Consider the following 18,831-nt stretch of genomic DNA (forward strand, 5'->3'; position numbering starts at 1 on the left):
AAATAAAGATGCACGCTACACTAAGGCTACATCCTGTAGAAACCTTTCGCGGTAAACGCTGCTGATGCCTTCTTTGAGCGGAATAGATGCCTTCCACCCCAAACCTGTCAGTTTGGAAACATCCATCAATTTACGTGGCGTACCATCGGGTTTAGAAGTATCGAAATGAAGCTCGCCCTGGTACCCTACAATCTCGCGGATCATTTCGGCCAGATTGCTGATCGGCAAGTCAGTGCCTACACCGATATTAACAAGTCCCGCTTCGTTGTAGTGCTCCATTAGGAAGGTACAGGCATCTGCCAGGTCATCGGCATGCAGAAACTCGCGCAGCGGCTTGCCCGTTCCCCAAAGTTCCACGGCAGGTGCACCTGCGAGTTTGGCCTCATGCATTTTGCGCAGGAGGGCAGGCAACACATGGCTGTTTTGCAGGTCGTAGTTATCGTTTGGACCATAAAGGTTGGTGGGCATTACCGAAATAAAGTTGCAGCCATACTGCGCCCTATAAGCATCACACATCTTGATGCCTGCAATCTTTGCGATGGCATAAGGCTCATTGGTGGCCTCGAGGAGGCCGGTCAGCAGGTGCTCTTCTTTGAGCGGCTGTGGCGCCATCTTTGGGTAAATACAGGAAGAACCGAGGAACATCAGCTTTTTCACCTCCTGCACATAGGCTTGGTGAATCACATTGTTCTGGATCATCAGGTTCTCGTACAGGAAATCGGCGCGGTAAGTATTGTTGGCTACGATGCCTCCTACTTTAGCTGCTGCCAGAAAAACATACTCGGGTTTTTCCGCAGCAAAAAAGTCGGCAACAGCCTGCTGATTTCGCAAGTCCAGTTCTTTGGAAGTGCGCAACACAAAGTTGCGGTATCCATCCTTTTGCAACTTGCGCAGGATAGCTGACCCAACCATGCCACGGTGACCGGCGATGTAAATTTTAGCGTTTTGGTGCATGAGGCTTGTAACGTTTACGATTGAAAAGTAACTGAAATCATTCAAACTGCTTTAATACTTTAAAGCCTTGTTGCTGCAACATCTGTTCCCGGCGAAACAGTTCAAGGTCTGCACGGACCATTTCAGCAATCATTTCAGGAAGACTGTAATGGGGTTGCCATCCTAACTCTTGCTGTGCTTTAGATGCATTTCCAATGAGTAAATCAACTTCTGTTGGCCGAAAGTATCGGGCATCAATGCGCACCACGGTTTGCCCAACGGTAAAGGGGAAGGAACCATCACAAGCTTGAACCACCCCTACTTCTTCTACCCCGGCTCCTTCAAAGGACAAATTCACGCCTATTTGCTCAAAAGCCATCCTGATAAATTCGCGCACTGTTGTTGTGATACCAGTTGCTACCACATAGTCGCGGGGCGCATCTTGCTGTAACATCAGCCACATAGCTGCCACATAATCCTTAGCATGTCCCCAATCGCGTTGTGCGTCAAGGTTGCCGATGTACAAACACTTTTCCATGCCTAAAGCCATTTGTGCTACGGCTCGTGTAATCTTTCGGCTGACAAAAGTTTCACCACGTAATGGGCTTTCGTGGTTGAACAAGATACCATTGCATGCATACATACCATAAGCCTCGCGGTAGTTCACCGTAATCCAGTAGCCATAGAGTTTTGCAACGCCATAGGGCGAGCGGGGATAAAAAGGCGTACGCTCACTTTGCGGTACTTCCTGCACCAACCCGTACAACTCGGAGGTGGATGCCTGATAGATCCGCGTTTTATGAGAAAGCCCCAACAATCTAACTGCCTCGAGTATCCGCAAGGTGCCCAGGCCATCCACATTGGCGGTATACTCCGGTGTATCGAAGCTCACCTTTACATGGCTCATGGCGCCCAGGTTGTAAATTTCATCGGGCTGCACTTCCTGTATGATGCGAATCAGGTTGGTACTGTCGGTAAGATCGCCATAATGCAGTACGAGATTACGGTGCTGCTCATGGGGGTCCTGGTATAGGTGGTCTATTCGGTTGGTATTAATCAGCGAGCTACGGCGTTTGATGCCGTGCACCATATACCCCTTACCCAGGAGTAACTCGGTAAGATAGGCGCCGTCCTGCCCAGTGATGCCGGTGATGAGAGCGGTTTTCATGGTTTTATTAACTAACTCTAGCAAAATAGTTGATTCCAATAACTATTATGAAAAAGGTGAAATGGAATGAATTTGTATGCTGTAAAACAATACGTGCAAACAAGCTGTCCAAAAATCTCTGTTGGTTATTGCGCTAAACTCAAACTTCCGCTCATTATTTGAGCCCAGAATAAAGCCGCTGAGCATAAAAAAGAAACTCACACCAACATACCTGTCAAGAAACCACTCCTCATAATTTTTTTTGAAATCCGAATTTGCAGAAAATAAAAGCAAATCAGAATGGCTCAAAAAAACAAAAAAAGCGCAATGATGTGAGTGGCTTTATCATGGTACGAATTATTGAAAGCCGTGTTTAATGATATCGGAGTGAATTTTCAGAACACAACTCCCTTAAAATGAAAATAGTTATAAACGAATGTCCTACCGGACTTCATAATGAAGATGTCTAAACCAAGATTTCAACATCATTTATAACACTAAGCTAACTTGCCCCATAATGACGTCAATCGAAATCAGTGTGCAACGCCTTTCCGGCCTGCTACATTAAAAAAGGTTTGCATCAGTATCTGGACATCAAAAAGAAAAGACCTGCGTTGAAGATATTCTTTTTCATACCTCACCTTTTCTTCCAATGACAACTCATCCCGGCCATTTACCTGCGCCCAGCCGGTAATACCCGGTTTCAATGTATGAACGCCTGCATCAACCCGCATCTTCATCAGATCGTCCTGATTATACAATGCTGGTCTTGGACCGACAAAAACCATGTCCCCTTTGATGATGTTGATTAGGTTGGGTAGTTCATCCAAACTTGTCTTTCTTATAAATTTTCCTACCCGTAGCAGGTACTTCCCAGAATTGCCTAACAGGTGAGTTGCCACATTCGGCGTATCCTTACGCATACTTCTAAACTTATAGATATAGAAGAATGAATAGTTCAGGCCTACCCTCCTTTGCTTGAAGAATACCGGCAAACCATCTTCATACCAGATGAGGAAACATACAACCAGAAATACCGGAATCAACAAAAGCAACAATAAAAACGCGAAAAACCTATTGAACATGAACAATTAGATTGAAATATTGCCAAGTACCGGCTTAGGGTTCCAGCCAAAAGCGTTACGAGCCTTTGAGTCATCAAAAGTAAGCGGAGCAAGAATCTTGTTTAGTTTAGAAGTGTTCAAAGGAAATCGTTCACCAACAAGATCACCAAAAAGTGCTGCCAACTTGGCGATCGTATACGGCATATTGTATACTTTAGTCCGCCCCACCTTGTTGGCCAGCACCGTACTTAATTCTTCAAACGACGGATGGATGCCGTCGGTAAGATTGTACGTGCCGGGAACCAGCGATGAAGGGATAATGGCATGCGCCACATCTGTGGCTAATACCATGCTTTTTCGGGCTTTACCTCCGGCTATATTAAAGTAAAATCCTTTCTTTATGGCAGCAATCATTGCACCCAGATTTCCCGGAGGATTGTCTCCTGCAATCAAAGGCAGCCTTAATACCGTACATTGAACTCCCTGTTGTTCAGCCCACTCCTTTACAAAAGCTTCTGTAATCACTTTACTTTTCCCGTATGGCTCAGTAGCTCCCAAGGCTGTTTCCTCATTAATCTGCATTCCCCTACTCAGGCCATATACTGCCACCGTGCTTATAAAAATAAACCTGCCTTTGAAGCCGCTCACTGTAAGAGCAGAACATAGGTTCTTTGTTCCGTTCAGGTTTGTGTCGAAGAATGCCTGTGCCTCAACAGCGGTGCGCGGCACCATATGTGCCTTACCGGCGCAATGCACAACAAGATCAAAGAGTTCATCCAGGCGGGGCTGCTCTTTAGCCAGGTCACAAACTAAATCGCCTCTGCTCCTGCCCATGGATACCAACTTACCGTGCTGCTTCATCTCCAAGGCAATCTGCCTACCCAAAAACCCGTTACCACCCGTCAACAACGTTTTCATGACTCAAGACCTCGCAAATTTTTTATATACAAATTGCATAAATAATTTAGGGAGGAGGCGCAACAACGACTTGGTAATGATTAAACCGGAGAACTGCAAATAATTGATATTCTTCAATCTTAAACTCGCCTTGTAAAAAGCAAATTCTTTTTGCAAGTAACTCCAGCCATGTCTGCGGCCGATCATATCATTGCCCACCCTGAAGTAAAGTAAAGAATCTCTGATGTTGGCAAACTTGTAGCCTTTCACCAACATCCTCACCCAAAGGAAGTAATCCTCGAATAAAGGCATATCCATGTAGGAACCACTTTCAAGGACTGCAGCCTTTCTGAACATAACCGTAGGGTGTGAAATCGGGTTAAGAAAACGCGCCTTTCGTTTTATTTCCGGATGGCTTAAAGGCTGGACTTTAAACTTGCCATAATCACCTGGCATACTAACAAATTCTTCCATTGAAGAACCTAAAACCTCAATCTCGTTGTTTTCAAAATATGCTACCTGTTTTGCAAAACGATCCGGCTTACAAATGTCATCAGCATCCATTCGGGCCACAAGGTCATATGAGCAATGCAATAAACCTTCCCGAAGTGCGATGCCAAGCCCCTGATTTTTGGGAAGAGAAACAATTTTGATATTGATCTCAAAGTCTTGTTCCGCAGAATGCCTGAATGCTGATATTACTTCCTTGATGTTTACCCCCACTTCCCCGTCCAATACTATTACCACCTCGCTTGGCAGCAATTTTTGTTTGAGCAGGCTGTTCAAAGCCATGTCAAGGTGTGACTGGTCTGCTCCTTTATAAACAGAAATCAAAACACTAAACTGCGTCATTTACAAAATTTACAGATTGGGTTAAACGAACAGTGTTATCAACGTGAAGGATTTCGGGTAACTGGGCGGAAGCATTTGCCTGTCCACCCAGGAACCGACCGGCTAGGTTGCTCAGGCCCCGGGAAGCAAAAAGCAGCGATACAGTAGGCTTGGCCGATAGCAAGGTCAGGATCAAATTCTTTATAGTGCTATCACTATACTTTTTGTTGGTTGCTTCAACGATCGTGATCTGCAGGTTAGCCATGAGGAATATCTCACGCCATGTTGCGAAGACGCAGCGTTCTGCCGGTACACTCAAAACCATTGGTTGATCAAAAGGCTCTTTATCAGAACGGAGCAGGGTTGCAATATAATCTACAAGATGTTCAACTTGAATAAACACACCCGTCTTTGCTCCAGAAGAGGGCAGGTAAGCCGTCTTTACCGATCGCAACCTGTTCAAAAAAGCATCCCAATTGCCTCCTGAACCCAAAACGTTGGGAACCCTCAAAATCTTAAGGCCGGGAATTTTTGTTGCAATCAGCTTTTTGTCGATCAGCAGTTTCAACCTGCCGTAATAAGAGGCAGGACTTGCCACATCCAGAATTTTCACTGCGCCTTCTTTCCCGTCCAGTACAGATATCGTACTCAAATGCAAACTACATTGAGGCTTGATAGCCTGTGCAAGCCGTATAAAACAACTCAGAATCTTCTTGTTCGCGAAGGGCTGTGCGCCGTCATAGGCACAATTAAGCATGCCAACTTTATTCCCCCTGCACCGTTCTATCAATTTAGTAAGGTCCGCATTATTATAGGTATAAACAGAATGGTTCATACTGGGTGGCAAACGAAGTCCTGTGCTTGTTACCAGGTGATATTGAAAGGCAATGGAATTCAGCCGAATGAATTGCTGCGCAATAAAACTATTTGCTCCAAGAATTATAATGTGCTGCATACTGCATATTGATATGACCTGCGAGGCGTATTGCCAGAGCAATGATGGTTAACCCGGAATTTACATTTCCGGAAGTAGTGAAGACCGAACCGTCGGCTACATATAAATTACTGGTACCAAATGCAAGGCAATCTGCATCAACAACTGCGTCCGCAGCATTGACACCCATTCTACAGGTACCAACATGGTGCGCCGCGCTGCTGAATATTTTTAGCCAGCGTTCCATCTCGAATCCTAAGGAGGTTGTAGCAAGGTCCGTATCAAAGCATTCATCCACCAATGATACATATTTCCGCATACCTGCAATATCCTGGTCTGTAAGCTGCCAGTTTACCTTAGCTATGGGGTATCCCCATTGATCCTTGATTTGAGAAAGGGCAACACTGCTATCGAAGTTGGGCACCTGCTCAGACATTAGGAATAAGTCGGCATATTTGTAAACAACGTTGAAAGTGGTTTTATAAGCCAGAATTTGCCGGGCAAGATTTATATTGCTCATTATGGTATAAACCTGCTTCAAAGACACCTTGTAATCGCGCAATGATAAAAGCGAAAGCTTTACCTCCTCTGCTTTGTCATTGATCCCTTCCACAAACGACGGCCTGAGAAAGAAGTTGTGATTGGGCAGTTTTAATTGCCTTTGAGCTGATTCAGATAAGACCACACCGGCTTTGATTCTGGTGTTCGGTTTGTACCGGAAATCTGAAAACAGCCTTGCTTTGGTTGGGCGGCGAAACTTGAGCTGCTTGAAATTACCCATCGGATGATCCTGAAGGTAACGGCCGACATTTGCCACACCTTCCAGCGCGATGGTGGTTGAATTCAATAAAATACGGGGCGTTTCCAACGCGCCAGCACTCAAAACGATAACCCGTCCTTCGTAAAATTCAAATGCCCCGTTACGAAGTGAGAAGCATTTCACCCCTTTCATTTTCCTGCGGTCGTCTTCTGCACCACATACTTCCAAACATACCGTATCAGTTAAGATAGTTACGTTGCTCAACCGGTTCAAGAAAGTCCGTACGCGGTATTGCGGCTCCGGTTGTTGAAAAATTTTGATCTCGAAAGCTTTTCCAAGCCGGATTGGGCTATGGTCATCAGCGAAACTCTTCTTTGCCTCCTCGGCATTAAAATACTTATAGTCGGAGATTCCCAGATCAGCTGCCGCTTTTTGATAAAAAGGCTCAAGATCATCACGGGTGATGGGCCACCCGCTCTTGGGTATCCATTCCCTTTTTCCAAAATCGACCGGATCGAGCGGCGACAAAACAGAATGCCACAAATTTGAAGTACCTCCTAATTCAATAGAACGTGTTTCCGGCCAGTTAAAACTTCTGCCGTGCTCCTCAAAATTTACTACGTCTGATGACTTCTTTGTAGCGCCACCTGCTTCAATCAACAGGACCTTGAGTTGCGGATCAAGATACTTGGCGAGAAATGCGCCACCCAAACCACTTCCCACAATAATCATATCATATGGTTCCATCAAATACTACCTTTTAATGTTGCTAGATTCTGTTCAAAGGATGTTGGTATAAAGTTCCAGGCAGACGAATCTGCTATTCGTTGTGGCCGCTCACTGAACTGTGCAGATAAGAACAACTCCAGTTCCTCTTGGTTGTTATAAAATTGGATTCCGGTGTTCCCAAACAAAGGCCTGTAATTGGCGGCTCTGGGATAAATAGCCCGGGTCCTGTTTCGTAAAGATTCAAGCAATGAAAGCGGAAGGTTCTCTGCCGAACTAAAACTTATATGGAAGGCATAACGATGATAGGGAACAAAAGGAACATACCCCTTCAGCTGAACGTTAGGGAAAGACCCTAATTCGTCCGCCAGACTTTGCTCCACAATTTTACCATAGATGTCTATTTGCCATCGTTTCAGCTCTTTTCCCTGGTTCAAATACAACAGTAACAGGTTGTATTTTCTCCGATCAATATTGCCGACAGCTACTAGTGTTGCTTCTTTAGGATCGACTGCCGCATACTCCTCATGCCAGACATTGGTAACCGGATTTATCAGTGTGAGGGTACTTCTACATAGAAAACCAAGTAACTTCTCAAAATAAGGATTTACAAAAATGACTTTCCTGCAAAACACAAACCCCATCAGGTACTGAGGAAAAAGATAAAGACCTTTTAAAAAATAAATCAAGGAAGCAAACATCAGTTTGGGCCAGTTGCCATGGTAGAACTGAAGTGTATTATGATTGCGAAAAAGCGGAGCAAAAATGGCATAATGGTCATCGAAGAATACCGCATCATAGTGATTTGATCGCACTTGCAACAGTTGCTTAAAAAAGCGCCATCGTGAAAACAACTTCACATTGTGCTGATACAAGGCAATAAGGTCAACAGTGCTGCTTTTTTCGAGCGCCTGCCTATACTGCGAACTCACCCGGGTACCTCCGGTAAGCGAAGGCGACGCAATCTTAGTTACCCACAAAATCTTCATGGAATAGGGATATATACCTTGACAAAACATGAACCGGCTCGTGGGTCGATGGATGCTGCACCGCACTTTCGTACTTACGATTGCATAATGCGGCTTCAATCTGCCTACTGATCTGGCTTATGTTCTTGATGTCATTGACCAGAAAAATTCTGTCTCTCTTCACAAACTCATTATGCCCCCCGTGGGTCGCCAAAATACAGTTTAATCCAAAAGACGCAGCTTCCAATGATGTTAATCCAAACGGCTCTCCCTCGTTCAGTGAAATAAATGCATCAGCTCCTGCAAAAACCTTGTATTTCTTTTCCGTGTCTACAAAGCCATAGAAAATGTTATCAGGATGGTTGAATCTAGCCTGAAAAGAGGCCAATTCTTTTCCGGTCCCCACTATATGAAAATTTATCCGGTAGGAGCTACTTTGGCGAAGTTGGTCAACTGCGTGTAGCATCTGGCCAAGATTCTTAGAAGCAACAACCCGACCAACATAAACTAAGTTTCGGATTCCTGAATTATCACCATTGATCTTGAATGAAGCTACCGTTCTTGATGCATCCTCAACACCAACGGGGTAAGGATTATATATGACGGAATCTACCCGCAATCCAATATGATTTTCCCACACATACTTGGTCAGATTAGACACTGCTACCACTTTGTTGGAGAAAGCGCCAAAGAGGGCATGCCCCAGCACATTAACCCAGTATTTAAAGAAAGATAGGTGCCGGCGATAGGGATATCCGTGCAGGACAAATACAGATTTTTGGAAGAAAAAATTATAAACACCAAAATTCAATGAGGCAATCGAAACGTATTGTCGGGAAAGTGGCCAATTATTCCGGATAAACTTTCGGACTGCCCCATGGGTTTGCAAATAAAAAAAGGGGCGATTCTGCGCTTTCAACGCAGCTACCAATGCATCATTAACCTCCTGAACCCCCCCCTTAGCTTCAGGACCAAGAACAACAAAAACACAATCATCAGGAAGCATAGAACACTTTATAGAAAGAAAAAACACCCTCCAACAGCACAAGCGAACAAAGGCATATATAACCCCACTTACCCTTTGGTACCGAGGCAGACCAAAACAAAAGCATCACCAGATAAACTATTGGCAGAATCCGCCCATGGAATGGTGTGAGGACAATAGCAACCAAGTATACCGTCAAAAGTAAAAGAAAATACAAACGTGATTGTCCCTTAAGGATTGTCAATCCCAGGTAAGCAAACACCGCGGTGCGCAATAAAGGAAAGGCAGTGCTCTCCTTTTCATCAGCATACACCATGAGGTCATTTGTATAATTCTCGTATCCGGATAAAGCGAGCACCTGAAGAATAAGCAAATCCTTCAAAACATAAAAAACGGCAAAGGTAATTAAGAGAATTAAGACCACTGGCTTCCAGTTTCGGATAGTGCGGTACATCAGCTGAAACCCGATGACTATAAAACTCAGTGAATGACTTGCCATACTGAACACGGCCTTCATGGAAAATTTCTTTGGCGGGTCGAAAAATGCTGGAACTATCAAAAGAACGGCAGTTCCAAATCTGAAGTTCTGGAAGCAAAACCATGGAACGACAAACCCTATAGTAAACACTCCCAGCAGCAACAAAGCAGCAGGTGACGGGTCCAACTTTGAATAAGCCTTAGCAAAACTATTGAATGAAAGCGCTAGCAAGAGCGCTACAAAGAACCAGAAAACGTGAAAACTTCCAAAGGCGAATCCAATCGTCTTCCCCATGAGGCTGTACAGGCCATAGCCATCGGCCACTTCCGAAGGAAAACTTTCCCAGGTAGAAAAAAAGTCACGCCCAAGATTCTGAAAAGGAGGAAAGACCCTTATCAAAGTGGCTAAAAAAACCAGTACGCTTAACATCACTCGGGCAGGCATCAAATTTCAACGTTGTTCCAAACAGACACAAATTTCTCTGCAACATCAAGGCTGTTGTGATATTTCTGCACAAAGCGGCTGCCATTGCATTTCACCAGGTACATCAATCCTGGATCATTGACATACTTGCGCACCACAGCCGCAATTGCAGCAGGGTCGGGAATAATGTTGACTAACGGCTCTTCTTTTATTCCAAAGCTGTCCATGAACTCCGGCTCACATCCCCCGAACACCAAACGACCGTGCATCATGTTGATCAGGGCGTTCATACCCGGATCATAGCAATTAGCCTGATCAAAAATACCGTCGGCTTGTTTGATTAGGTGCAGGTACTCTGTGAAAGGTAAATTCTCAACCGTTCTAAATTGCACTAAGCCCCTGGTTTCCTGCTCCAATAAAGATATTGCCTGGTCAATATACCAGCTTCCCTTAAAGCCATGGCGGCCAGATTGGCGGCCATGGATGAACAGCATTGGCGCAACTGATTGCCGGGGCTCGTCGAGCGTATCCCCAGGAAAATAAACCGGGAACGGGATATTGGCGAGGTATTTCGGATGACGCTGGTAAGCAATCTGGTAGCTTGCTGCACCGGTTATGATTCCCGATACATTTGCCTCTAGAAAAAGGGAATACTCTTTGAACTTGCCGTACTCCCAAACACTTTGTTCTGCTTTATAATCGAATTTCAACGCATCGGCATGTGGTGAATACCGGAATGCTTTCTCACGAAAGGCCTGCCAATATCGGTAATCGTCACCAACAGCATACATGAACACCCGGGGGGCCCTTTTCAACAAGCTACGGAACGGATTGCGCAAATGAAACCGGGAAAAAATCCCAGGATTGACAATTTGGATAACATCAAACCCCTTTGCTGATCGCACAAAATGTTCCTCCAGTACGATACGCTCTAATCCGGCTAGGATTTTGTTTTGGACTTTCGGCTTAAGATCATACTCCCGCTGAAAATTTTTGAAGTTATCGCCTGTGCTTGCAACCACCACGTCATGTCCAAGCATCCGAAGTGCCTTTGCGAGATTACTATGAACAGCACTAAAATCTCCTACTAAAAGAACCCGCATCAGGCATTATTTTTCCGTAAACTATTTCTAAACACGATTAACGAAAAGGCAATTGCTGCAGCAATGAACACCCAGATCCAAACAAAGCTACCTGCTACTGCGAAGGTGAAATGCAACAGATACATGAACCCGTAAGTGATGACTGCTGCCAGCAGCAGCATTCCATTGAGTTTCGAAAGCCTGAATGTCACCAACCGATTAACAATGATATACATCTGGACGGCATAAACGGCATTTGCCAACACCAACGCGATTGCCAATCCCTCAAGTCCCAGCCAGTGATAGCAAAGGATGTTTATGATAACAGTGTATATACCAGCAATAAGCTCATTGACGAAATAGAACCGGGAAGAGCCTTTTGCAATCAGAAGGTAGGCCAAAGCCCACGACACCGACCTGAGTATGTTACTGAATCCGGCAATAACAATCATACGCTTCAAAACCAGGAAATCTTCTGCATAGAGTAACCTGATCACCGTTTCGTGCAGGCCTGAAAAAACACACATCATTGGCAGCAGAATGAGTAGCGTGAACTCAATCTGTCTGTTTACATCGTCCCGCAAACCATTAGGGTTATTAACCTTCGAGGCGATGCGAGGAAAGAAATCTGTGGCCAGCACAGTAAAGAAAAGCCCGGTATAGGAATACGTAATCGAATAAACCGCACTGTAGTAGCCCAGCTCAGATAAGGACCCTTCCTTTGTGATGTATAGTCTAATACAGTAAGCCACTACCTGGCCAATGAGTGATGCCAGGTTGAGTACAAAGCCAAGCTTCAGCATGGGCAAACTTGCTCTGAGCGTTTGCACCCAGGGCAGCTTTGCCGCAATGGTCTTATCAATCAATCGCTTTCTTCCAAGAAGGTGAATACTGAAAAATGAAGTGAAGGCCAATACAAGAAAGCTGATCGATATGCTGTCCGGACCGGCAAAGAAAAATATGGGCAAGGCTACAGTTATACCTACAAGATTGCTGATTAAGCCGGCATAGGCGATAACCTTCAACGACCTTAGCCCCTGATGGATTGAATAAAGCGAATTGTAAAGCTGTGTAAAGAATATTGATCCGGCAAGGTATAGAAAGACCCTGTAGTTTGCAGTTCCATTGAGCAGTGTGCGATCAAGTACTCCGGAAAGTAAAACACAACAAAGCGTGGCAATCGAAGCAAGGACAATATTGAGCCCCTTGATTGACTGCAGCAAGGAACTGAGTCTGCCGCTTTCGTTTTCTTCCCGTGCAGCTGCGATCTCTTTCACGCCACTCACTGGCAATCCAAAACCAGAGATATTCAGAATTAGCTGCTGGGTACTTTGTAAAATGGTAAAAACCCCAAGACCCGATGCACCAAACAAAAGCGAAATTACCTTTGCCCTGATCACAGAGGACAACAAGCCCAGCACCTGTACAACGCCGAGAATCGAAGAAGTTTTGAAAAGCTCCTTGTACTTACTCATTACTTGTTGAAAAAAGCTTTGATAGCGGTGCTTACCTGGTTGGCCTGCTCAAAGGTCATCCCTGGAAACAGTGGCAGGCTCAAACAAGTACTCGCAATTTCTTCTGCTATCGGAAAAGCACCTTTTGCATGGCCTAAGTGTTTGTAGGCCTCCTGCAGATGTGGCGGAATAGGATAATGAATCAGTGTACCGATTCCTTCCTGGGTAAGAAACTGTTGTAACGCATCTCTTTTTGTGGTTCGGACCACATAGAGGTGAAACACATGCGTAGCGTCGGGGTGCACATAAGGTAGAATCAAATCACCTACCCTGTTCAATAACTCGTTGTACCAGCTGGCAATCTCCTGACGCTGAACTGTCCACCTTTGCAGGTGACGCAACTTCACTTCAAGTATACCGGCCTGCAGTTCATCCAGGCGCATGTTATGTCCAATCGTTTCGTTATGATACTTGACCTGGCTACCGTAATTGCGGAGCACCTTTACCTTCTTTGCAATTTCAGCATCGCTTGTTGTAACAGCCCCGGCATCACCAAGTGCACCTAGGTTCTTTCCAGGATAAAAGCTGGTACCATTGGAATGACCCCAGCTCCCAGTTGGCTTGCCTGCGAAGGTGGCTGAATGCGCCTGGGCATTATCTTCCACTACTTTCAACCTATGGCGTTCGGCAATTTCCATAATAGCCGCCATTTCACAACATTGACCGTAAAGATGCACCGGCATAATCGCCTTGGTTTTGGCAGTTATGGCAGATTCAATCCGTAATGGATCGATGTTATAAGTGCGGGGATCCGGTTCTACAAATATAGGAGTAGCGCCGAGGTAAGAAACGGCAAGTGCAGTAGCAATATACGTATTTGAAGGCACGATAACTTCATCACCTTGGGTAATACCAAGTACTTTCAAGGACAGGTAAAGCGCATCCAGACCATTACTTACACCAATTGCATAGGGAGTACTGTTGAACTGTGCATAAGCGCTTTCAAAAGCTGAAACACGATTCCCAAGTACATACCAATTGCTATCGTAAACAGCGTTGAATGCCAGAGTTATTTCATCTTTAATTTCCGAATGGCTTGGCGAAAAGTCTAAGAAAGGAACCTTCATCATCGACATAAGAATATTGAACTAAACAAATTGAGCATTGGTAAGCACATGTACACACTTCCCGTATTTACAACCCAGTTTTTCATAGGAATGTATTACTGCACGGTTCGTAGTGGCCGGGTGCATAAAGGCATAGTCAGCACCATTCTCATGAAGATGAAATGCCATTTCGCTGATCAGCTTGATGTACCAACCTTTGCAGGTTTCTCCAGACACGGCTGATAAAACCATCTTTGAAATCTTTGCGCCTATCGCACTCCATTGATCCGTCAGGTAATTGGCCGTTACAAAAGCGTCCGGCGGAAAACCCGGCTCATCGGGAACGATACAAACATCCGCAAACCCTTTAATTGATTCCTCAACATAAGTGGCAAGGAACTCATCAGCCCGTTCTTGAGAGAAGATCGTTTCCGCGTGGAACCGGTCATAGTCGTTCCGCATCATACGGGCAACGCGCTTCAGGTTCTCAGTATCATCCTGAGTTGCCTTTCGAACCAGATACCGCTCATGTTTGAAAGAAGGCAGATGCAGGTAATAAGTGAGTCGACTTTCTACCAGCTTGAAGCATGATTCTCCCAAAGCCTGAATCAGGACTATATCTTCGCTAGGAAGCTCACAAAAGAAATAGGCTTTCTTCCCGCGAACATAACCCGCACTATACTCCTCCACTGCACGTTTTAATATTGTATAGGAGTTGTGGTTGTACAGGACATAAAGTAACTTATAGGTAGTAATACCAAAGTAGTCAGAGTCCCACTTCAGAAACTTTGTGACAAAAACATGTGCATAACCGTCGATTGAAACTTCAAAGAAGTCAACTGAGGCATCGCCTCTTAGCGCTTCAATGTGATGAATTACGGTTGCGTCAACAATCTTTTTCCGGTCTACTGCTGGTAGAAAACTGTATGGTGAATAATGAAAAAGGATCGGCGCTCGCGCAAAAAGCAGGTCATTTAAGCCCATCAGATTATGCCCCCGTTTAAGTTAATGTTTGTACCAGTTAAATATTCGCTTTTCCGGATATATTCAACGGTGTTGAAAATATCTTCCTGTGCGCATAGCTTGCCAATGGGTATTTTCTTGAGGATGGCATTAAGGTATTCCTGAGGCACCTGACTAATCATACCCAGCTCAGAATATCCGAGGTTGATATTATTGATGGTTATGCCCTTACCTGCATTCTCCACCGCAATCGACTTAACAAGTCCGGTTAAGGCAGATTTTGAAGCGGCATAAGCACTGATGCCTGGCGAAGGCAATTCCGATACCACTGAACCAAAGTTGATGATACGACCATAGGATTGGTCGCGCATTAAAGGAAGAAAGGCTAGGATGACTTTGAAAGTACCTATCACATTGACGTTGATAACTTCTGCCCATTTCTCGATGTCAGATTTATGTGCAAAAGAGTTGTAGTTGATAGCGGCACAATTAACAATTGTGATTCTACTGAGCCGTTCAGCATTCTGTTTGACCCATCCTGCCAGTGCAACATGATCACAGATATCCATCCGGACAAACTCACCATCCTTACCTTCACTTTCAACAATTGTATTGTTGAAAAAGCCTATTACCTCTTCGCCTTTGTTAATGTATTCGGTCATCAGATAATGACCAATTCCTTTTGATGCACCAGTTATGATAATCATGCTATTGTGTTTACGCCCACTTGATGAGTGCAGCACCATATGTCCAGCCACTACCTACAGCAGCAAAGAGAATAGTTGAGCCAGAATGAATTTTGCCGGCTTTTAATGTTTCGTGCAGAATAATGGGAATAGTAGCGCCTGAAGTATTTGCATAACGATCCATGTTGGTCATTACTTTCTCAAAAGGCAGGTTGATCAATTCAGCAGTTTTTTGAAGAATTCTTACGCTGGGTTGATGAGGAATCAATAGATCAATATTTTCAATAGTCATCCCTGCATCTTCAAGCACCTGCCAGATAGCTTTGGGAAGCACTTCAGTTGCAGTTTCGTAGACTGCACGTCCGTTCATTCTAAATGTATGCAAATTCTGCTCTAGTGTATTGTGATTTGTAGGTGACTCAGAGCCACCACCAGGAATTGTAAACTCAAATTTGCCTTTACCATCCGTGTACAATCGGTAGGCTAAAAATCCGGTTTGTTCGCAGGCAGCAGAAAGTATCGCTGCTCCAGCGCCATCACCAAAGAAAACGGCATCCCGTCTTGTCCAGTCCGTAATTTTAGAAAACGTATCTGCTCCAATAACCAAAACATTGTTATATACGCCGCTAGCTATATATTGGGATGCCACAGACATTGCAAAAAGGAAACCGCTACATACAGCAGATATATCAAAGGCAGCAGCATTCACAGCCCCAATTTTATCGTGCACAATTGCTGCGGTAGAAGGTGCAAGCCGGTCAGGAGTTGCTGTTGCTAGAATTATAAGTTCGATATCCGCTACTTTCAAACCAGCATCTTCAATTGCGTCCAATGCAGCTTGAGCTGCAAGGTCACTGGTGGCTTGTTCAGCGCTGCTTATGCGCCTTTCTTTTATACCCAAGTTCTGTCTGATCCATTCATCGGTTGTTTGTAAACGTGACGCTAACTCTGCATTTGTAAGCACAGTTTCCGGCACACACATACCTGTTCCAATGATCTTAGCGTTGCGTACAATCTGTTTCATCAGCTATTTACAAAATTTACATAATCAGTATACTCACGGATATAATCCGATTCGCTATAAACGTGAGAAGCAAGGACAAGACAAATGGAACCACTTGAGAAATTGATTTCAGACGCCCAAATACCAGGTGGAATATGCAAACCCAGATTAGGTCTATTGAGTAATACCTGACGACGGGTGCGACCATCGTCCAATAAAACTTCGAATGCACCACTTGCTGCAATAAGAAACTGGTGACACTCTTTATGTGCATGAGCACCTCTTGATTCTCCTCCCGGGATATCGTATAAATAAAATATCCTATTGATAGCGAATGGAAAATTGCGGTTACCCTCTACTGCTGTTATATTGCCGTTCCGATTGCCAATTTGAGGTAGGAACAATAAATTACAATCGTAAACTGTCATTGCTTGTAATTAAGATATTGGTCGAGGTCACGAATATAATCCTGCTCCAAATATTCTGTACTGCTTAAATGGAGGCCTAAGGCATTTGTTGAGAAATTTTCCATATGTCTCCAAGTACCTGCAGGCAAATACAAGCCATAATAAGAGCGATTCAATGAAAACTTCTGAGTGTAGCCGTTTGAAAGCATTATTTGTACATCAAAGCTTCCACTTAACGCAACTATAATCTCTTGTTGGGTCTTGTAAGCATGACCACCTCGCATTTCGCCACCAGGGACATCATAGGTCCAAAATACACGTTTGATAACGAAAGGAACTTGCTGAGGGCTTTGTAAAAAGGTGAGGTTACCTCTTGGATCAAAAATTTTGGGGAATTCTAAAAGTTTCGGTTTATCCATGCTTTGTCGGATTAAGGATATTCAGATTACATGCTAAATAAAACAGAAAGCTATAAGTGCTTACGTCCTGCGCTATTTCATAAACAACATTTGTGCATTTCAAATTTTAAAAGGTAATGAAGATCACATCAAATTTCCTACTCCAGGATCTTAATCTTTTATTGAATTCCCCCAAAATGAAGTTTAGAGATTAGTGCTGCTAAAATGATAAATTACAACACAACCACACAACTTTTCTTGGAATAAATACATTAAAAAGCATTTTCTTGTTACCTCCATGTAAACTAATAAAACATTACTATTCCTTCTACCCCACTTACTTATGAAAGGACTAAGTAAAACAGCAATAGCATGAATAATTACTTGCCAGGTAGGTTTGAAAATCAATAATGGCGCAAAACTAGTTTAAAAAAAGATGTATTACCAAGCTAGATAAATTTTATTTTTATAACAGAAAGAATACTTATTCTTTCTGCATTGTTATGAACTAACTTTTGTAACCAATAAAAATAGAAAGAACGAACAATGTTACTGCCGCCACCAATAGTGCCGTCATTCCCATTATCAATATCAATGGAGCTTTATTCTTCTTCAACGGCAACTCCGGCTCATCCACCACCTGCACCGTAGGGGTTTCCTGTATCAGCGCCGTACGGCTGATCTCCAGGTTTTTCATTACCTCGGCGTAGATGGCCGATTGCACAGCTTTGTCGCGACCCGAAATTTCAGCTACCGCATCAGGAGTTGTGTACACAGGATTCAGATCGAGCAGCATTTTCCCACTGGCGGCAGCCGAGTAGGTTTTGCGGTTCAGTACCCTTTCCAAGGTATCTGCTTTTCCTTGCAGACGGGCCACATTTGTAGATAATCGGCGGGTACGCGTATCTATAAAAAAATCGATCGCTGTTTTGAGCAGGCGCCTGCTGAATTGTTCTGCAAGCAGTTCGTCACGCATGGTGACATTGAGTTCAAAAAAGCCCAGCTTACGGTCAGGTTTCGCCACCGATAAGTCTTCTTCCACCACATGTTTGATGATTACCTGGAGCAGGCTATCTTCTACCCTACCCTTTTGCTTTCCGGGCATAAACTTTACAGCATATCCAACCTTCTTGCTTTTGGCCCATTTTTCCTGCCAGTGTTTGCTGCTGGCATAGCGGTCGGCGAGGGTTTCCATACTGCTGCTGTCAGTGCGTGTCAATAAGGTCTTCTTGATCAACGATCGGCTTTTAAGCAGTTCCAATACGTTATCGCCGGCCAATACGCCACTGCCACCACCTGCCATACTGCCTACATCAAATCCAAACTGACCGGCAATGGCTGAAAGCATGCCGCCCGATGATTTAGTATCTTCCACCACAAAGGTGGTGCGGGCAACGTAGGTAACTGGCTTGAGGTAGGCATAAGTTGCTCCTATTACCATTCCCAACAAGGCGGCCGAACCCCACCATTTCCACTGCCTTAGGGCAAAGCGCAATCGCTTTCCTTTGGCTGCCAGATCTTCCCGGAACGAGTAGTCATCGTCCGCGTCGGTGGCCATTACAGTAGATACATTATGCTGGTTCATG

19 protein-coding genes are annotated in these 18,831 nt (G+C 44.4%); all 19 read right to left on the reverse strand.

Features of this window, described 5'->3' with window-relative positions:
• Nucleotides 1–15 precede the first annotated feature (15 nt).
• Entirely contained in the window at nucleotides 16–954 is a 939-nt protein-coding gene (gene fcl / locus BUE76_RS16925) for a GDP-L-fucose synthase (RefSeq protein WP_073043167.1), read from the reverse strand.
• 37 nt (nucleotides 955–991) lie between these two features.
• Complete coding sequence (gene gmd, locus BUE76_RS16930; protein WP_073042990.1) at nucleotides 992–2,101, reverse strand: GDP-mannose 4,6-dehydratase; 1,110 nt, start codon at nucleotides 2,099–2,101, stop codon at nucleotides 992–994.
• Between the two features lie 512 nt (nucleotides 2,102–2,613).
• Entirely contained in the window at nucleotides 2,614–3,165 is a 552-nt protein-coding gene (locus BUE76_RS16935) for a sugar transferase (protein ID WP_073043168.1), read from the reverse strand.
• A gap of 6 nt (nucleotides 3,166–3,171) precedes the next feature.
• Nucleotides 3,172–4,062 (reverse strand): NAD-dependent epimerase/dehydratase family protein, encoded by an 891-nt coding sequence (locus BUE76_RS16940; RefSeq protein ID WP_073042992.1) that lies wholly within the window; start codon nucleotides 4,060–4,062, stop codon nucleotides 3,172–3,174.
• A gap of 3 nt (nucleotides 4,063–4,065) precedes the next feature.
• Nucleotides 4,066–4,893: a glycosyltransferase gene (locus BUE76_RS16945; RefSeq protein ID WP_073042994.1), complete on the reverse strand. Its 828-nt coding sequence runs from the start codon at nucleotides 4,891–4,893 to the stop codon at nucleotides 4,066–4,068.
• On the reverse strand, nucleotides 4,880–5,827 hold the full coding sequence (locus tag BUE76_RS16950; RefSeq protein WP_073042997.1) for an NAD-dependent epimerase/dehydratase family protein: 948 nt from the start codon (nucleotides 5,825–5,827) through the stop codon (nucleotides 4,880–4,882). Before BUE76_RS16950 ends, BUE76_RS16945 begins: the two co-directional genes overlap by 14 nt.
• The gene (locus BUE76_RS16955; RefSeq protein ID WP_158069989.1) at nucleotides 5,796–7,298 is read right to left on the reverse strand and encodes a GMC oxidoreductase; all 1,503 of its coding nucleotides are present in this window, start codon (nucleotides 7,296–7,298) and stop codon (nucleotides 5,796–5,798) included. The genes BUE76_RS16950 and BUE76_RS16955 overlap by 32 nt, the downstream gene beginning before the upstream one ends.
• 14 nt (nucleotides 7,299–7,312) lie before the next feature.
• Nucleotides 7,313–8,281, reverse strand: coding sequence for a glycosyltransferase family protein (locus tag BUE76_RS16960; protein ID WP_073043000.1), 969 nt, complete (start codon nucleotides 8,279–8,281; stop codon nucleotides 7,313–7,315).
• Nucleotides 8,259–9,266: a glycosyltransferase family 4 protein gene (locus BUE76_RS16965; protein ID WP_073043002.1), complete on the reverse strand. Its 1,008-nt coding sequence runs from the start codon at nucleotides 9,264–9,266 to the stop codon at nucleotides 8,259–8,261. The genes BUE76_RS16960 and BUE76_RS16965 overlap by 23 nt, the downstream gene beginning before the upstream one ends.
• A complete protein-coding gene (locus BUE76_RS16970; protein WP_073043004.1) occupies nucleotides 9,256–10,167 on the reverse strand; it encodes an EpsG family protein in 912 nt (303 codons plus the stop codon). Before BUE76_RS16970 ends, BUE76_RS16965 begins: the two co-directional genes overlap by 11 nt.
• Entirely contained in the window at nucleotides 10,167–11,249 is a 1,083-nt protein-coding gene (locus BUE76_RS16975; protein WP_073043007.1) for a hypothetical protein, read from the reverse strand. The genes BUE76_RS16970 and BUE76_RS16975 overlap by 1 nt, the downstream gene beginning before the upstream one ends.
• The gene (locus BUE76_RS16980) at nucleotides 11,249–12,703 is read right to left on the reverse strand and encodes an oligosaccharide flippase family protein (RefSeq protein ID WP_073043009.1); all 1,455 of its coding nucleotides are present in this window, start codon (nucleotides 12,701–12,703) and stop codon (nucleotides 11,249–11,251) included. The genes BUE76_RS16975 and BUE76_RS16980 overlap by 1 nt, the downstream gene beginning before the upstream one ends.
• Nucleotides 12,703–13,818 (reverse strand): DegT/DnrJ/EryC1/StrS family aminotransferase, encoded by a 1,116-nt coding sequence (locus BUE76_RS16985; protein WP_216820671.1) that lies wholly within the window; start codon nucleotides 13,816–13,818, stop codon nucleotides 12,703–12,705. The genes BUE76_RS16980 and BUE76_RS16985 overlap by 1 nt, the downstream gene beginning before the upstream one ends.
• A 12-nt stretch (nucleotides 13,819–13,830) precedes the next feature.
• Nucleotides 13,831–14,772 (reverse strand): GNAT family protein, encoded by a 942-nt coding sequence (locus tag BUE76_RS16990; protein WP_073043011.1) that lies wholly within the window; start codon nucleotides 14,770–14,772, stop codon nucleotides 13,831–13,833.
• Nucleotides 14,772–15,458, reverse strand: coding sequence for an SDR family NAD(P)-dependent oxidoreductase (locus BUE76_RS16995; protein ID WP_073043012.1), 687 nt, complete (start codon nucleotides 15,456–15,458; stop codon nucleotides 14,772–14,774). Before BUE76_RS16995 ends, BUE76_RS16990 begins: the two co-directional genes overlap by 1 nt.
• A gap of 10 nt (nucleotides 15,459–15,468) precedes the next feature.
• Nucleotides 15,469–16,461 (reverse strand): beta-ketoacyl-ACP synthase III, encoded by a 993-nt coding sequence (locus BUE76_RS17000; protein ID WP_073043014.1) that lies wholly within the window; start codon nucleotides 16,459–16,461, stop codon nucleotides 15,469–15,471.
• Nucleotides 16,461–16,868 (reverse strand): sugar 3,4-ketoisomerase, encoded by a 408-nt coding sequence (locus BUE76_RS17005; protein ID WP_073043016.1) that lies wholly within the window; start codon nucleotides 16,866–16,868, stop codon nucleotides 16,461–16,463. The genes BUE76_RS17000 and BUE76_RS17005 overlap by 1 nt, the downstream gene beginning before the upstream one ends.
• Nucleotides 16,865–17,266 (reverse strand): sugar 3,4-ketoisomerase, encoded by a 402-nt coding sequence (locus tag BUE76_RS17010; RefSeq protein WP_073043018.1) that lies wholly within the window; start codon nucleotides 17,264–17,266, stop codon nucleotides 16,865–16,867. Before BUE76_RS17010 ends, BUE76_RS17005 begins: the two co-directional genes overlap by 4 nt.
• 487 nt (nucleotides 17,267–17,753) lie before the next feature.
• Complete coding sequence (locus tag BUE76_RS17015; protein ID WP_083596505.1) at nucleotides 17,754–18,830, reverse strand: hypothetical protein; 1,077 nt, start codon at nucleotides 18,828–18,830, stop codon at nucleotides 17,754–17,756.
• Nucleotide 18,831 lies beyond the last annotated feature (1 nt).

It is taken from the genome of Cnuella takakiae (assembly GCF_001953305.1).
Lineage (GTDB): Bacteria > Bacteroidota > Bacteroidia > Chitinophagales > Chitinophagaceae > Flavisolibacter > Flavisolibacter takakiae.

Bases quoted from the DNA above. Each gene is read 5' to 3' on its own strand.
- fcl (WP_073043167.1), bottom strand. From the start codon at position 954: ATGCACCAAAACGCTAAAATTTACATCGCCGGTCACCGTGGCATGGTT.
- gmd (WP_073042990.1), bottom strand. From the start codon at position 2,101: ATGAAAACCGCTCTCATCACCGGCATCACTGGGCAGGACGGCGCCTAT.
- BUE76_RS16935 (WP_073043168.1), bottom strand. From the start codon at position 3,165: ATGTTCAATAGGTTTTTCGCGTTTTTATTGTTGCTTTTGTTGATTCCG.
- BUE76_RS16940 (WP_073042992.1), bottom strand. From the start codon at position 4,062: ATGAAAACGTTGTTGACGGGTGGTAACGGGTTTTTGGGTAGGCAGATT.
- BUE76_RS16945 (WP_073042994.1), bottom strand. From the start codon at position 4,893: ATGACGCAGTTTAGTGTTTTGATTTCTGTTTATAAAGGAGCAGACCAG.
- BUE76_RS16950 (WP_073042997.1), bottom strand. From the start codon at position 5,827: ATGCAGCACATTATAATTCTTGGAGCAAATAGTTTTATTGCGCAGCAA.
- BUE76_RS16955 (WP_158069989.1), bottom strand. From the start codon at position 7,298: ATGATTATTGTGGGAAGTGGTTTGGGTGGCGCATTTCTCGCCAAGTAT.
- BUE76_RS16960 (WP_073043000.1), bottom strand. From the start codon at position 8,281: ATGAAGATTTTGTGGGTAACTAAGATTGCGTCGCCTTCGCTTACCGGA.
- BUE76_RS16965 (WP_073043002.1), bottom strand. From the start codon at position 9,266: ATGCTTCCTGATGATTGTGTTTTTGTTGTTCTTGGTCCTGAAGCTAAG.
- BUE76_RS16970 (WP_073043004.1), bottom strand. From the start codon at position 10,167: ATGCCTGCCCGAGTGATGTTAAGCGTACTGGTTTTTTTAGCCACTTTG.
- BUE76_RS16975 (WP_073043007.1), bottom strand. From the start codon at position 11,249: ATGCGGGTTCTTTTAGTAGGAGATTTTAGTGCTGTTCATAGTAATCTC.
- BUE76_RS16980 (WP_073043009.1), bottom strand. From the start codon at position 12,703: ATGAGTAAGTACAAGGAGCTTTTCAAAACTTCTTCGATTCTCGGCGTT.
- BUE76_RS16985 (WP_216820671.1), bottom strand. From the start codon at position 13,818: ATGTCGATGATGAAGGTTCCTTTCTTAGACTTTTCGCCAAGCCATTCG.
- BUE76_RS16990 (WP_073043011.1), bottom strand. From the start codon at position 14,772: ATGGGCTTAAATGACCTGCTTTTTGCGCGAGCGCCGATCCTTTTTCAT.
- BUE76_RS16995 (WP_073043012.1), bottom strand. From the start codon at position 15,458: ATGATTATCATAACTGGTGCATCAAAAGGAATTGGTCATTATCTGATG.
- BUE76_RS17000 (WP_073043014.1), bottom strand. From the start codon at position 16,461: ATGAAACAGATTGTACGCAACGCTAAGATCATTGGAACAGGTATGTGT.
- BUE76_RS17005 (WP_073043016.1), bottom strand. From the start codon at position 16,868: ATGACAGTTTACGATTGTAATTTATTGTTCCTACCTCAAATTGGCAAT.
- BUE76_RS17010 (WP_073043018.1), bottom strand. From the start codon at position 17,266: ATGGATAAACCGAAACTTTTAGAATTCCCCAAAATTTTTGATCCAAGA.
- BUE76_RS17015 (WP_083596505.1), bottom strand. From the start codon at position 18,830: ATGAACCAGCATAATGTATCTACTGTAATGGCCACCGACGCGGACGAT.